The following is a 14,699-nucleotide window of genomic DNA, read 5'->3' on the forward strand; positions in this document are numbered from 1 at the left end:
CTAAAATAAAAAAGTGCGGTGAAATACAACCGCACTTTTGCTTCATTTTTAGCTATAAATAACTTGGTTTACCAAATTTTCCAAATATTCTTGCTGACCTGAAACTGGTTTTGGCGCTAAATCTTTTTGTTGGACTAGTTGCGCAAGTGTTTCAAGTGAAGTTTTTCCTTGCAAAATATGTTGGCCAAGTTCACTATTCCAACCTGCATAGCGTTCATTAACAATTTTTTGTAAGGTTTCCTCTTGTAACATTTTTGCTGCACGTTTTAAGGATAATGCCAATACATCAATTGCACCGATATGAGCGTAAAATAAATCATAAGGATCAATACTTTGTCGGCGAATTTTCGCATCAAAATTAAAACCTCCAGTAGTAAAACCACCATGTTTTAAAATTTCATACATAACTAACGTGTTTTCTTCAACACTATTTGGGAATTGGTCGGTATCCCAGCCTAATTGTGGATCGCCACGATTAGCATCAATTGAGCCAAAAATATCTAATGCACAAGCTGTTGCAATTTCATGTTGAAAGGTATGGCCAGCAAGCGTCGCGTGGTTAGCTTCAATATTAACTTTAATTTCTTTTTCTAAACCAAATTGTTTTAGGAAACCATACACTGTTGCCACATCATAATCATATTGATGTTTAGTTGGTTCTTGCGGTTTTGGCTCAATTAATAATGTACCTTTAAACCCAATTTTATGCTTATGTTCTACCACCATTTGCATAAAACGACCAATTTGTTCACGTTCACGTTTCAAATCGGTATTCAATAAAGTTTCATATCCCTCACGCCCACCCCATAATACGTAATTTTCTCCACCTAAACGTTGAGTGGCATTCATCGCATTAAACACTTGTGTTGCAGCCCAAGCAAAAACCTCAGGATTAGGATTGGTTGCTGCACCAGACATATAACGAGGATTAGTAAAACAATTTGCAGTTCCCCATAAGAGTTTTACACCCGTTTCTACTTGTTTGCGTTCTAAAATATCAACAATATGATGAAAATTTTGTACATATTCCCGCACTGAATTACCTTCAGGTGCAATATCGACGTCATGAAAACAATAATAAGGCACGCCTAACTTATTCAAAAACTCAAAAGCAATATCGGCTTTTTGTTCTGCGCCAGCAAGCAAATTTGGATTTTTCTGCCAACTTCGTTCCAAAGAACCTAGCCCAAACATATCATTCCCATTCCAGCAAAAGGTATGCCAATAACACACAGCTAAGCGTAAATGTTCAGCCATAGTTTTACCTAAAATTACTTGATTAGCATCATAATGTTTAAAAGTAAAAGGATTTGTGGATTTTTCTCCCTCAAAGGAGATTTTTTCAATTTTATCGAAATAGGTTGTCATAACATTTTCCTCTCTAGATGATGAAATTTTTCGTATTTTTGTGAAAAACTAGCTTTTCATCAATTATGTTATTTAATTTTTCTATGTTGATTATTTGCAACTGTGGAGTGGATCACAGTTGTGAAAAAACGTAATAATGGAGAAAGATTTTATAATTGAAAGCCTTTTTTAAAGTGTGAAAACTAACAACTGGAGCAATAACTAGTCCTTCACTTAACTATTGAGGTATCAATATGAAAATCAAATCAGCTTTACTTACCCTTGTTGGTGCATTAACTGTATTTAGTAGTTCTGCCCATTCCAAAGATCTTAAAATTGGTTTATCCATTGATGATTTACGTTTAGAAAGATGGCAAAAAGATCGAGATATTTTCGTAAACAAAGCAGAATCAATGGGTGCAAAAGTATTTGTCCAATCTGCGAATGGTGATGATTCAGCACAAATTTCTCAAATCGAAAATATGATCAATAAAAATATTGATGTATTAGTAATTATTCCTCATAACGGTGAAGTATTAAGTAACGTTATTTCTGAAGCTAAAAAGGAAGGAATAAAAGTATTAGCGTATGACCGTTTAATCAATAATGCAGATTTAGATTTTTATGTTTCCTTTGATAATGAAAAAGTGGGTGAACTACAAGCTAAAAGTATTGTGGCTGTAAAACCAGAAGGTAATTATTTTTTAATGGGGGGATCTCCTGTAGATAATAATGCAAAATTATTTAGAAAAGGGCAAATGAAAGTATTAGATCCTTTAATTGCCAGTGGGAAAATTAAGGTTGTAGGAGATCAATGGGTTGATTCTTGGTTAGCTGAAAAAGCGTTACAAATTATGGAAAACGCATTAACAGCTAATAAAAATAATGTGGATGCTGTTGTTGCATCTAACGATGCTACTGCTGGAGGTGCGATTCAAGCCCTTAGCGCACAAGGCTTATCCGGGAAAGTCGCAATTTCTGGGCAAGATGCAGATTTAGCTGCAATTAAACGTATTGTCAATGGCTCGCAAACTATGACTGTTTATAAACCAATTACGAAACTTGCAGATAAAGCGGCAGAAATTGCGGTTGAATTAGGTAAGAATGAAAAAGTAGAAGCTAATGCAGAACTGAATAATGGCTTAAAAAATGTTCCTGCGTATTTACTTGATCCTATCGCTGTTGATAAACGTAATATTAATGAAACTGTAATTAAAGATGGTTTTCATACTAAGGAAAGTATTTATCACTAACTTTAAGAGGGAAGAGAAAACTCTTCCCTTACCTCTTAGGGAGTTAAGATATGGCATTGTTGGAAATGAAACATATCACAAAAAAATTTGGTGATGTGACCGCACTTCATAATATATCTATTGAATTAGAAGCGGGGGAAATTTTATCTTTATGTGGTGAAAATGGATCTGGAAAATCTACATTAATGAAAATACTTTGCGGTATTTATCCTTGTGGAGATTACAGCGGTGATATTTACTTTTCTGAAAGTGAACTAAAAGCAAGGAATATTAGAGATACTGAAGAAAAAGGCATTTCAATTATTCATCAAGAACTTACTCTCGTAAAGAATATGTCTGTATTGGAGAATATTTTTTTGGGTAACGAAATAACCCATAAAGGTTTGACAGCAGATAATGAAATGTACTTACGTTGCAAAAATTTATTACAGCAGGTGCAATTAGATGTCGATCCCAATACACGAGTAGGAGAATTAGGTTTAGGGCAACAGCAATTAGTTGAAATAGCTAAGGCTTTAAATAAACAAGTAAGACTTCTTATCTTAGATGAACCAACGGCTTCACTTACCGAAAAAGAAACGGAAATTTTGTTAAATCTTATTAAGGATCTTAAAGCACACAATATCGCTTGTATCTATATTTCCCATAAACTCAATGAAGTTAAGGCGATATCTGACAAAATTTGTGTCATTCGTGATGGTGAACATGTTGGTACGAAAGACGCTTCAACAATGACAGAAGATGACATTATCACCATGATGGTAGGTCGGGAAATTACCTCACTTTATCTACATGAACCTCATGAAATCAAAGATGAAATTTTACGAGTAGAAAATCTTTCTGCTTGGCATCCAATCAATACACATATTAAGCGTGTTGATAACGTAAGTTTTAGTCTTCATGAGGGGGAAATTTTAGGTGTTGCAGGTTTAGTTGGTTCAGGTCGTACAGACATGGTGCAATGCTTATTTGGGTCTTATGAAGGTAAGTTTGAAGGAAATATTTTTATCAATCAAAAACAAGTAAATATCAAAAATTGTGCCCAAGCGATTGAACATAAAATTGTGATGGTTCCTGAAGATCGGAAGAAACACGGCATTGTTTCTATTATGGGAGTTGGCAAAAACATTACGCTTTCTTCTTTGAAATCTTATTGTTTCGGAAAAATGGTAGTTAATGAAGCAAAAGAAGAGCAAATAATTGGCTCAGCCATCAAACGACTAAAGGTGAAAACTTTTTCACCAGATTTGCCAATAGGACGACTTAGTGGCGGTAATCAACAGAAAGCGATCCTTGCAAAATGTTTATTGTTAAATCCTAAAATACTGATTTTAGATGAACCAACAAGAGGAATTGATGTTGGTGCGAAATATGAAATTTATAAGTTAATTAACCAATTAGCACAAGAAGGGATTGCTATTATTGTCATTTCATCAGAACTACCAGAGGTTTTAGGCATTAGTGATAGAGTTCTTGTTATGCATCAAGGTAAACTTAAAGCTAGTCTTATCAATACTGCTCTTACTCAAGAACAAGTTATGGAAACAGCAATTAAGGAGTAATCTATGTTTAAGTTAAAATCCGTAAATTTACAAGTTTACATTATGTTAATAGCTATTGCAGTCATTATGGCATTCTTTAGTGTTGCTACTGATGGCGCTTATTTAAGTGCAAGAAATATTTCTAACTTGTTACGCCAAACTTCAATTACTGGCATTCTTGCAATTGGAATGGTTTTTGTCATTATTTCTGCTGAAATTGACTTATCTGTTGGTTCACTTATGGGCTTACTGGGAGGATTTGCAGCTATTGCCGATGTTTGGTGGGGCTTTCCATTACCTGTAACTATTATTGCAACAATTGCTCTTGGTTTAATTTTTGGTATTTGGAATGGTTGGTGGGTGGCTTATCGCAAAGTGCCATCCTTCATTGTTACACTTGCAGGTTATCTCGCATTCCGTGGAATTTTGATTGGTTTGACTAATGGCACAACTGTATCTCCTATTAGTGGAACTATGACAGTTATTGGGCAAGGTTATTTATCAGATATTGCAGGGTTTATCTTAGGTGGTATTGCAGTTATTGGATTTGTTCTTTGGGGAAATTATCAACGTAGAAGTCGCCAGCAGCTTCAGCTGGAAGTGTCTGCATTATCAAAAGATTTTACGAAATATGCTTTGTTTGCAGTAATTGTATTAGGAGCAATTTATTTACTTAATGATTATCGTGGCATTCCATTTCCTGTTTTAGTACTGGCAGTTCTTGCAATCTTAGGGTTATTCCTCTCTCGTAAAACTTCATTCGGCCGCCACGTTTATGCGATTGGTGGCAATATTGATGCGGCAAAATTATCTGGTATTAATGTAGAGAAAACAAAACTGATTATCTTTGCAATGAATGGTGTGTTAGTTGCAATAGCAGGGTTGATTTTAAGTGCTCGTTTAGGTGCAGGCTCACCATCGGCAGGGCAAAATGCAGAACTAGATGCGATTGCAGCTTGTGTCATTGGAGGGGCAAGCTTAGCTGGTGGTGTAGGAAGTGTGTTTGGGGTTGTTATTGGCGCACTTATCATCGCATCGCTTGATAATGGTATGAGTATGCTTGATGTGCCAACTTTTTGGCAATATATTGTCAAAGGTGCCATTTTGTTACTTGCTGTATGGATAGATACTAGTAATAAGAAAAAGATGTAATTATTAATTTTAAACCGTCATTTATAAAATGGCGGTTTTTTAATTTTATAGAAATGGTTACCTAACATACTGCTTTCTAGATGATGAAGTTTTTCATCTTTTTATGAAAAAACAAGTTCTTATCCGTTACATTATTTAATTTTTTATAGTGATTATTTACAATTGTGGACTAGATCACAGTTGTGAAAAAAAGTAATAGATAAAGTAGTTTTAGTAATTTTAATTCTTTTCTTCTTTGACTAAAGTAAATTTTCCTTATGTATCAGGAGGAATAATGAATAATTTTTATAATTTTGATGTGATTATTGATCGCCTAAATACGTTTAGTGCTAAATGGAATGTAGATAATGATATTATTCCAATGTCTGTTGCGGATATGGATATTCCAGCACCTCAAATAATGATAGATGAATTAGAAAAATTTAATCGTTTAGGAATTTATGGTTATACTGAATTACCAGCCGATTATTACAAGATAATCAGTGATTATATTTTCGAACAATATCATTATTCTGTTCTCTCTGAAAAAATTGTATTTTGCCCAAGAATAATCCAAGCCATATCTATTTATATACGAGCATTTACAAAAGAAACTGATGGGATATGTATTCTATCACCTTCATATGGTCCAATATTAAACACGATAAAATTAAATGACAGAAAATTATATCAATGTCCTTTGGTTTATGAGAATAGAAAGTATCGTATTGATTTTAATTTATTAGAGGAATGTTTTGAACATTCTAAAGTATTTGTTTTAATTTCTCCTCATAACCCAACTGGAACGATTTGGAACAAAGAAGTCCTTATTAAAATTATAAACTTAGCTAAAAAACATAATGTATTTATCATTTCCGATGATGTCCACGCAGACTTTACACTAACAAATGACTCCCACTATTTAATATCATCATTAGATGAATGGGTAGCAAATCACTCAATGATCTGTTTATCCCCAGCAAAAACTTTTAATATTCCTGGATTGGAAATAGCTAACCTAATTATTGAGAATAAAGAAATTCGAGAAAAATTTATAAAAGAAATGATGGCATTAGGTATACATAATCCAAATTATTTCTCTATACCAGCTATTATTTCGTTATATAAATATTGTACTGACTGGGTAATCTATCTAAAAGAATACATAAAGAATAATAAGAAGATAGTAAAAGAATTTTTCAATGAGTATATTCCATTATTAGATATTACCGAAAGTGATGGAACTTATTTACTTTGGATAAACTATAAAAAGCTAAGTATAAATGAAAATGAATTAGCTTATTGGATTAATAATTTATCAAGAGTAAAAGTATCTTTGGGTAGTGAATTTGGCAAAGAGGGAGACGGTTTCTTTCGTATGAATGTCGCTATGCCTAGAGAAAAATTATTAGAAGCATTGAATCGAATCAAAAATGGGTTTTGTTTATTAAACAATAGGGAGATTTAATATGAAAACCACTCATCGCACAAGAATGCCAACAACATTAGAAGCTTTTTCACCAATCATTGTGATGCTATTACTGTTAGGGCTTGGGTATGCTTTATTTGATTTGCCAGCTGAGCCATTAATGATTATTTCAACGGTATTTGCTGGTTTTTTAGTTATTAAATTAGGTCATTGCTATTTAGATATTTTAGACGCTATTTCAGAAAAAATAGCTAAAACAATGCCTGCGCTATTAATTTTAATTACTGTAGGATTATTAATTGGAACTTGGATTAGTGGAGGAACAATTCCTATGATGATCTACTACGGACTAAAAGCGATATCACCAGAATATCTTTATGTGACAGCCTTATTCCTTACTGCTATTGTTTCCATTTGTACTGGAACCTCTTGGGGGTCAGCAGGGACTGTTGGTGTGGCATTTATGGGAGTTGCGATTGGATTAGACGCCAATTTGGCTGCTACGGCAGGTGCTGTGGTGGCTGGTGCGTATTTTGGAGATAAATTATCGCCATTATCTGATACAACCAATATTGCATCTGCAGCTGCTGGCGTAGATTTATATGAGCATATCGCTCACTTACTTTATACAACATTACCATCCTTTATTCTTTCGGCTACTGTCTATGTGGTATATGGTTTAAACTACGATTTTTCTAATGTGGCGACTCCAGAAAAAGTAAATACAATGATTCATGAGTTAGAGCAAGTTTATCATTTTAACTTTCTATTACTTATTCCAGTCGCTATTGTATTATGGGGATCTATTACTAAGAAACCGACTATTCCAGTGATGTTATTATCAGCATTTATCGCAATTATTAATGCTATCTTAATTCAAAAATTCTCTCTATCTGATGTGATTAATAGCGCAGTTAATGGATTTGATACCTCAATGATTCACCATACTTCAGTTAGCTCTGATTTAAGTCGTTTGTTGAATCGTGGTGGAATGAACTCAATGATGGGAACACTATTAATTTGTTTCTGTGCATTGTCATTTGCAGGTGTATTACAATTGAGCGGTGCATTAACCGTGATTATTCAAAAATTACTCACCTTTGTTCATTCAACTCTTTCTTTGATTATTACAACGATTCTTTGCGGTTTAACAATGATTGGGGTTACTTGTAATGGGCAAATTTCTATTCTAATTCCAGGAGAAATGCTTAAAGATGCGTATGTAGAAAAAGGATTACATCCAAAAAATCTAAGTCGAACAGCAGAAGATTCCGCAACAATTATTGAACCTATTTTGCCATGGACTGCCGCAGGTGCATATATGGCAGGCACATTAGGTGTTGCAACATTGTCTTATTTACCTTGGGCAATTTTATGTTGGAGCGGTATTATCTTTGCTATTATTTATGGTGCAAGTGGAATAGGTATTGCGAAGCTAAAAAAATAAATGTGGTATTGGATATAAAAATGGCCAGTTATTCTGGCTATTTTTATCTTGAAGCTAAATATCTTTTCTATTATAACTTAAATAGCAATTTCCCATAGATAAGGATATAAAATGACGGAACAATACTACAAAATTGCCCTCTTATTTAATGCAAACAAAGTATATGATCGGCAGGTAGTGGAGGGTATTGGACAATATATTCAGGCATCGCAATGTATGTGGGATATTTTTGTAGAAGATGAATTTATCTATCATACTGATACCATTAATCAACTTTCTATTGATGGCATTATTGCAGACTTTGATGATCCAAAAACTGTTGAATTATTGCAACACACTCTTATTCCTACTATAGCAGTTGGTGGATCTTATAAACAAGCTGATTTTTATCCGCACTTTCCTTATGTAGCAACAGATAATATGGCATTGGTTGAAATGGCTTTATCTCATTTACAGGAGAAAGGACTGTCACAGTTTGCATTTTATGGTTTGCAAGTAAATACTCATAAGCATTGGTCTATAGAACGAAGAGATGCTTTTGTAGAGTTGATGGAGAAAAATCATTACCCTATTTACCTATATGAGGGTGTGCAGGTTCATGCTCAAAATTGGTTGGAAGAGCAACAAAAGCTAATTGTCTGGTTAAAATCTCTTCCTTCTCATACTGGTATTATTGCTGTTACGGATGCGCGTGCTCGTCATTTATTGCAGGCTTGTGAGTACAGTAAAATTGCTGTACCTGAAGAGCTTTGTGTGGTTGGTATTGATAATGAAGAATTGATCCAATATTTATCGCGTGTGTCCCTTTCCTCCGTAGAACAAGGCACGAGAGAGATTGGTTATCAAGCTGCGAAATTATTACACAAATTACTCAATGGTCAAAAAGTTTCACATACCCCTATTTTAATTCCACCGATTACCGTTCACTCTCGAAATTCTACAGATTATCGATCATTAACAGATCCGCTTGTCATTCAAGCAATGCATTATATTCGTCATCGTGCCTGTCATCGAATTAAAGTAGAACAAGTTTTAGATCATCTTGAAACCTCACGTTCTAATCTTGAACAACGTTTTAAGAATGAAATGAATAAAACAATTCACCAAGTCATTCACGAAGAAAAAATTTCCCGAGCAAAGAATTTATTACAACAAACAGATATTTCTATTCAAGAAATTGCTGAGATTTGCGGCTATCCATCAATTCAATATTTTTATTCTGTGTTTAAGAAAGAATTTGAAATGACTCCTAAAGAGTTTCGACTAAATTGTTAAAGGAGCATATTTTTATTCAACTCTGTGCCATAATAACAAGTATTTTTGACCGCACTTTTATCTGAAAGACAGAAAATGAATATTCTAATTATTGGCCCCTCTTGGGTTGGCGATATGATGATGTCGCATAGTTTGTATCAACAACTCAAACTGCAATATCCAACTTGCCAAATTGATGTGATGGCACCGAATTGGTGTAAGCCGTTGTTGGCACGCATGCCGGAAGTACGCAATGCTATTGAAATGCCGCTCGGGCACGGCAAATTTGCCTTGTGTGAACGTTATCGTTTAGGTAAGGCATTACGCAATCAATATGATATGGCGATTGTGTTACCAAACTCCTTGAAGTCAGCTTTTATTCCTGCTTTTGCAAAAATAGCAGTGCGTCGTGGCTGGAAAGGAGAAAGCCGTTATTTCTTGCTTAACGATTTACGCAATCATAAACGGGATTGCCCTATGATGGTGCAACGTTATGTTGCGTTGGCCTTTGAGCAAAATGCGGTACCGAAAGCGGCTGATATTCCTGTTCTAAAACCTTATTTAACCGTTGATCCCACTCAACAAGCAGAAACCTTAAAAAACTTTGAAAAACAGACCGCACTTTTAGGCGAACGTCCGATTATTGGTTTTTGTCCTGGAGCTGAATTTGGTCCAGCTAAACGTTGGCCTCACTACCATTATGCGAAATTGGCCGAAATGCTCATTGAAAAAGGCTATGCAGTGGAATTGTTTGGTTCACCAAAAGATGTGGAAGCAGGAGAACAAATCCGCAATGCATTGCCTGTTGAACAACAACCATTTTGTTTAAATTTAGCGGGACAAACTAATCTGAATCAGGCTGTGGATTTAATTGCTCACTGTACAGCAGTAGTGAGCAATGACAGTGGCTTAATGCATATTGCCGCTGCGACAGACCGTCCGTTGGTTGCGCTTTATGGTCCAACGAGCCCAACTTATACACCACCATTATCTGATAAAGCCGTGATTATTCGTTTAATTGAAGGTGGATTGATTAAAGTCCGTAAAGGCGATAAAGAGGGCGGTTATCATCAAAGCTTGATTGATATTACGCCGGACATAGCATTAGAAAAATTAGAGGCATTATTAGCAAAATGAACCCTCTCCGCATACACTTACAATTAATTGGAATGGTGATTTTATGGGGCGCCTCTTGGCCTTGGGGACGAGTGGTTGCCCAAGCCATGCCGACGTTTATTGCTTCAAGTTTGCGATTTTTTTTCGCCATTATTCCACTCATTGTTTGGCTATATGTGGCAAATCGTTTCAAATATGCTAAACAACTCCGACCTAATCAATGGGTGGGATTATTTTTAACCGCATTGCTTGGAATTTTTGGTTATTCGACTTTCTTTATTTGGGGGTTGAAATATGTACCTGCCGGTCAAGGAACTGTGGTGGTGGCATCTAATCCAGTATTTACGATGTTTTTTGCGATTTTATTGTTTAAAGAAAAATGGAATCGCTGGGTTGTATTAGGCATGATTATTGCGATTAGCGGTTCTTTGTTAGCGATGACAAAAGGTCACCCAACAGATTTTTTACAACATTTTGGATTTGGGCAAATGTTGTTGCTGGGTGCTTTAGTTTGTTGGGTTGCCTATACGTTATTAGCCCGTAAAGTGCTCACGAAAATAGATTCGTTAACTGCTACCACTATTTCTTCAACTCTGGGCTTTGTTATGCTGACTTTAGCGGCGCTATGTACGGAAAATATCACAGATTGGGCAATAGTACTGCAATTAAACGGAGCACAATGGTTCAGTTTACTAGGCCTTGCTTTTGGTGCGACTGTACTCGCCTATGCATGGTATTTTGATGGTGTGAAACACTTAGGTGCAGGCAATGCCTCAGCTTACATTATTCTTGTGCCGATTTTAGGCATTTTATTTTCAGCCGTTTGGTTGAATGAACAAGTGGATTCCTCCTTAATTGTTGGTGGTATTTTAGCCGTATCAGGTCTCGGTATTATGCACTGGGGAAGAAGGTTAATTAAATGAAAGTATGCGTAATCAAAACTTCTTCCATGGGCGATGTAATCCATACTTTGCCGGCATTGACTGATGCGCAGCGTGCTATTCCTAATCTCTCTATCGATTGGGTGGTGGAAGAGAATTTTGCCGAAATTCCATGTTGGCATTCTGCAGTGAATCAAATCATTCCAATTGCCTTAAGACGTTGGCGAAAATCGCCTTTTTCGGCTCAGACCAAAAACGAGTGGAAATCTTACCGCACTTTATTGCAAGAAAATCAATATGATGCTGTGATTGATGCGCAAGGGCTGTTTAAAAGTACCTTTTTTGCGACACGCTTAGCTAATGGCATTAAACATGGCTATGATCGGAAAAGTATCCGTGAGCCGATTGCTTCATTTTTCTACGATAAAAAATATGCGATTTCTTATCAACAACATGCCGTAGAACGTATTCGTCAGCTTTTTGCACAAGCCTTATCTTATCCATTACCGAAAGAGAAAGGGGATTATGACATTGTGCGTCATTTTATTTCTGCAGATTCTATCAAACCTTATGTGATCTTTTTTCATTCTACGACTAGAGATGAAAAGCATTGGCCAGAACATGAATGGCGAAATTTAATTAAAAAACTGACCGCACTTTCAGTTCAAGTGCGTTTACCTTGGGGAAATGAAAAAGAAAAGGCAAGAGCAGAGCGATTAGCCACAGGTTTATCTCATGTGGTCGTTTTACCTAGACTTTCATTAAATGAATTAGCTGACCAAATTGCTAATGCGAAAGCGGTGGTATCCGTGGATACAGGGCTTGCTCATTTAACTGCTGCATTGGATAAAGCGAATATTACGCTTTATGGCGCAACTGATCCGACCTTAATTGGCTGTTATGGTAAAAATCAACATTATTTAACCTCAAACTCAATGGAAAATATTACTTCAGACCAAGTATTTTCTACCCTTAATTTATTAATTAAATAATTGAATATGTATTTATCTGGATTAAATTTAGTTAAAATATTGTTTATTTTCAGATAGTTGTCTAAATTTAAGGTTGACCTCTGGAGTTGTGGTGTATAAACTGGGAAAAGTTCAATTTTTTATTAACTTTATTAAATCATAAGGAAATCGTTATGAAAAAAGCTCTTCTTGCTTTATCTGTCGCAGCATTAGCAACAGGTTCTGCGCAAGCATATAACTTCCATATTGACCAAACGGGAACTGATGTGGACTTTTATGGTTCTTTACGTGTTAAATGGGAAAGCACCTCTAACAAAACTAACTATGTAAATGGTAATGTAACTAAAGAACACATCAACCACGCAGTTGATAATAACGGTTCTCGTTTCGGTTTTAAATTAAAACAAAGCTTATTAGACAACGATTTCTATGTGCTAGGTCGTGCTGAATGGCGTATGCGTGGTGAGGCTCCTTCACAGCATGACTTTGATCATGTTTATACCCATCAACTTTACGCTGGTTTTGGACATAAAAAATTCGGTGAGTTAACTTACGGTAATATGACAACCATTACTGATGATGTAAGACAAACAGATTTGCCAAATACTTATAGCCTATCTGATGGTTTATTAGATACTTCTGCACGTCGTGTCACCCAGTATGTTTATCATGGTAACTACGGTTCAAATAAAGTGAAATTCGGTGCATACTATGGTGATTCAAGCAAACGTAATATGAAAAACCTTGATTTAGTGAATAAACGTAAGAATGCTTGGGGTACAGGACTTATCTTTAACCATAAAATTGATGATATCCAAAATATAACTGTAGCAGCGGGCTTCACTCGTGAAATGGCTAAAAATACTGATAATTCTTCATTCTACCGTAATGCCTATGGATTAGGTTTAGCATATCATTTTGTTCACACTACCTATGGCTTAGATTTAGAGCGCCAAACTATGAATAACCAAGGATATAAACGTATTAAAAACGAAGTACGCACAGTTATTCGTCACAGTTTAAACGAAAATTGGAACGTGTATGAAATGTATGCATATAAAACGCATAAACATAGTCGTAATAAGGACAGATCTCACCAATTTATGGTGGGTACTGAATATTATGTGTATAACCAAGGCTCTTTGAAAGTGAAACCATTCATTGAATGGCAAGCAATTCGTAATAAATTCGAAAACAATACGGTAGATCGTAGTCGTGATTTCAAAACGGTTATTGGTTTACGTGCATATTGGTAATTCATCAATTCAATTGAATAAAACGAGCGGATAGTGAAAGCTATCCGCTTTTCTTTTGGCTTGTAATTTTGATTTTCATCCCCATAATACTGCACAGACTCAAAGTGTGGTAACAAAGCGACATCTTTTTTTGAACATTCACGATTTATGAGCAAAATTGACCGCACTTTTACTCAAAAGAATAAATAGGAACAAATAATGAATTACATTCAAGACAATGACAAACTTTACCGCTACCTTTTCCAAAACCGTGCTGTGCGTGGTGAATGGGTGCGATTAAACCAAACTTTCACTGATACCTTGAATACCCATCATTATCCAAAAGCGGTACAAAGCTTATTGGGTGAGATGATGGTGGCGACGAATTTGTTAACTGCAACATTAAAATTTAATGGCAATATTACGGTTCAAATTCAAGGTGACGGCCCATTAAAATTAGCCTTAGTTAATGGCAATGATCAACAACAGATCCGTGCATTAGCCCGTGTGCAAGGTGATATTCAAGATGGTATGAGCCTTCATGATATGATCGGTAAAGGCGTATTAGTAATTACGATTGCTCCAACTGAAGGTGAACGTTATCAAGGCGTTATCGGTTTAGATAAACCAACCATTACGGAATGTTTAGAAGACTATTTTGTCCGTTCAGAGCAATTACAAACCCAGCTTATTATTCGCACGGGTGAATATGAAGGCAAACCCGTGGCGGCAGGGATGTTGTTACAAATTATGCCAGATGGCCAAGGTATGCCAGAGGATTTCGAGCATTTAACCACATTGGCAGCAACCGTAAAAGATGAGGAGTTATTTGGATTACCCGCCGAAGAATTACTATATCGTTTATATCATGAAGAAGTGGTAGAAGTTTTTGAACCGCAAGCTGTTTCTTTCTTCTGTGGTTGCTCACCTGAGCGTTCAGGAGCAGCATTATTGCTGATTCCAGAAGCTGAAATTGATGAAATTTTAGAAGAGCATAAAGGCAGCATTGATATGCAGTGTGAATGTTGTGGCACACATTATTTCTTCAATAAAGAAGCCATTGATAAACTTAAACAAGCCCAATAAGAAAAATC

12 protein-coding genes are annotated in these 14,699 nt (G+C 35.6%); 11 read left to right on the top strand and 1 reads right to left on the bottom strand.

Annotated features, from left to right (window positions below; all coding sequences use genetic code 11):
• Positions 1-48: 48 nt before the first annotated feature.
• Entirely contained in the window at positions 49-1,368 is a 1,320-nt protein-coding gene (gene xylA / locus EL215_RS03570; RefSeq protein ID WP_126470225.1) for a xylose isomerase, read from the bottom strand.
• A gap of 233 nt (positions 1,369-1,601) precedes the next feature.
• On the opposite strand from xylA, the gene xylF reads away from it, so the two are divergent.
• The 11 genes from xylF (at position 1,602) to hslO (ending at position 14,691) form a co-directional block, all read left to right on the top strand.
• Positions 1,602-2,600, top strand: coding sequence for a D-xylose ABC transporter substrate-binding protein (gene xylF / locus EL215_RS03575; RefSeq protein WP_012055404.1), 999 nt, complete (start codon positions 1,602-1,604; stop codon positions 2,598-2,600).
• A gap of 50 nt (positions 2,601-2,650) precedes the next feature.
• Positions 2,651-4,162: a D-xylose ABC transporter ATP-binding protein gene (xylG, locus tag EL215_RS03580; RefSeq protein WP_126470227.1), complete on the top strand. Its 1,512-nt coding sequence runs from the start codon at positions 2,651-2,653 to the stop codon at positions 4,160-4,162.
• A 3-nt stretch (positions 4,163-4,165) separates the two neighbouring features.
• Entirely contained in the window at positions 4,166-5,293 is a 1,128-nt protein-coding gene (locus tag EL215_RS03585; protein ID WP_111691925.1) for a sugar ABC transporter permease, read from the top strand.
• Between the two features lie 274 nt (positions 5,294-5,567).
• The gene (locus EL215_RS03590) at positions 5,568-6,740 is read left to right on the top strand and encodes a MalY/PatB family protein (RefSeq protein ID WP_126470229.1); all 1,173 of its coding nucleotides are present in this window, start codon (positions 5,568-5,570) and stop codon (positions 6,738-6,740) included.
• Position 6,741: 1 nt separating this feature from the next.
• Positions 6,742-8,148 (top strand): Na+/H+ antiporter NhaC, encoded by a 1,407-nt coding sequence (nhaC, locus tag EL215_RS03595; protein ID WP_012054497.1) that lies wholly within the window; start codon positions 6,742-6,744, stop codon positions 8,146-8,148.
• A gap of 111 nt (positions 8,149-8,259) precedes the next feature.
• Positions 8,260-9,423: a XylR family transcriptional regulator gene (locus EL215_RS03600; protein WP_012054498.1), complete on the top strand. Its 1,164-nt coding sequence runs from the start codon at positions 8,260-8,262 to the stop codon at positions 9,421-9,423.
• Between the two features lie 75 nt (positions 9,424-9,498).
• Positions 9,499-10,539: a lipopolysaccharide heptosyltransferase II gene (gene waaF / locus EL215_RS03605; protein ID WP_126470231.1), complete on the top strand. Its 1,041-nt coding sequence runs from the start codon at positions 9,499-9,501 to the stop codon at positions 10,537-10,539.
• The gene (locus tag EL215_RS03610; protein ID WP_126470233.1) at positions 10,536-11,441 is read left to right on the top strand and encodes a DMT family transporter; all 906 of its coding nucleotides are present in this window, start codon (positions 10,536-10,538) and stop codon (positions 11,439-11,441) included. Before waaF ends, EL215_RS03610 begins: the two co-directional genes overlap by 4 nt.
• On the top strand, positions 11,438-12,391 hold the full coding sequence (gene rfaC, locus EL215_RS03615) for a lipopolysaccharide heptosyltransferase RfaC (RefSeq protein ID WP_126470235.1): 954 nt from the start codon (positions 11,438-11,440) through the stop codon (positions 12,389-12,391). The genes EL215_RS03610 and rfaC overlap by 4 nt, the downstream gene beginning before the upstream one ends.
• Positions 12,392-12,543: 152 nt before the next feature.
• The gene (locus tag EL215_RS03620) at positions 12,544-13,626 is read left to right on the top strand and encodes a porin (protein WP_126470237.1); all 1,083 of its coding nucleotides are present in this window, start codon (positions 12,544-12,546) and stop codon (positions 13,624-13,626) included.
• A gap of 198 nt (positions 13,627-13,824) precedes the next feature.
• Entirely contained in the window at positions 13,825-14,691 is an 867-nt protein-coding gene (gene hslO / locus EL215_RS03625; protein WP_126470239.1) for an Hsp33 family molecular chaperone HslO, read from the top strand.
• Positions 14,692-14,699: the final 8 nt, after the last annotated feature.

The sequence above is a fragment of the Haemophilus parainfluenzae genome, from assembly GCF_900638025.1.
GTDB lineage: Bacteria > Pseudomonadota > Gammaproteobacteria > Enterobacterales > Pasteurellaceae > Haemophilus_D > Haemophilus_D parainfluenzae_J.

Excerpts from the sequence above, each read along its gene's own strand:
- xylF (WP_012055404.1), top strand. The coding sequence starts at position 1,602 with ATGAAAATCAAATCAGCTTTACTTACCCTTGTTGGTGCATTAACTGTA.
- waaF (WP_126470231.1), top strand. The coding sequence starts at position 9,499 with ATGAATATTCTAATTATTGGCCCCTCTTGGGTTGGCGATATGATGATG.
- EL215_RS03585 (WP_111691925.1), top strand. The coding sequence starts at position 4,166 with ATGTTTAAGTTAAAATCCGTAAATTTACAAGTTTACATTATGTTAATA.
- EL215_RS03610 (WP_126470233.1), top strand. The coding sequence starts at position 10,536 with ATGAACCCTCTCCGCATACACTTACAATTAATTGGAATGGTGATTTTA.
- EL215_RS03590 (WP_126470229.1), top strand. The coding sequence starts at position 5,568 with ATGAATAATTTTTATAATTTTGATGTGATTATTGATCGCCTAAATACG.
- xylG (WP_126470227.1), top strand. The coding sequence starts at position 2,651 with ATGGCATTGTTGGAAATGAAACATATCACAAAAAAATTTGGTGATGTG.
- xylA (WP_126470225.1), bottom strand. The coding sequence starts at position 1,368 with ATGACAACCTATTTCGATAAAATTGAAAAAATCTCCTTTGAGGGAGAA.
- rfaC (WP_126470235.1), top strand. The coding sequence starts at position 11,438 with ATGAAAGTATGCGTAATCAAAACTTCTTCCATGGGCGATGTAATCCAT.
- EL215_RS03620 (WP_126470237.1), top strand. The coding sequence starts at position 12,544 with ATGAAAAAAGCTCTTCTTGCTTTATCTGTCGCAGCATTAGCAACAGGT.
- nhaC (WP_012054497.1), top strand. The coding sequence starts at position 6,742 with ATGAAAACCACTCATCGCACAAGAATGCCAACAACATTAGAAGCTTTT.
- hslO (WP_126470239.1), top strand. The coding sequence starts at position 13,825 with ATGAATTACATTCAAGACAATGACAAACTTTACCGCTACCTTTTCCAA.
- EL215_RS03600 (WP_012054498.1), top strand. The coding sequence starts at position 8,260 with ATGACGGAACAATACTACAAAATTGCCCTCTTATTTAATGCAAACAAA.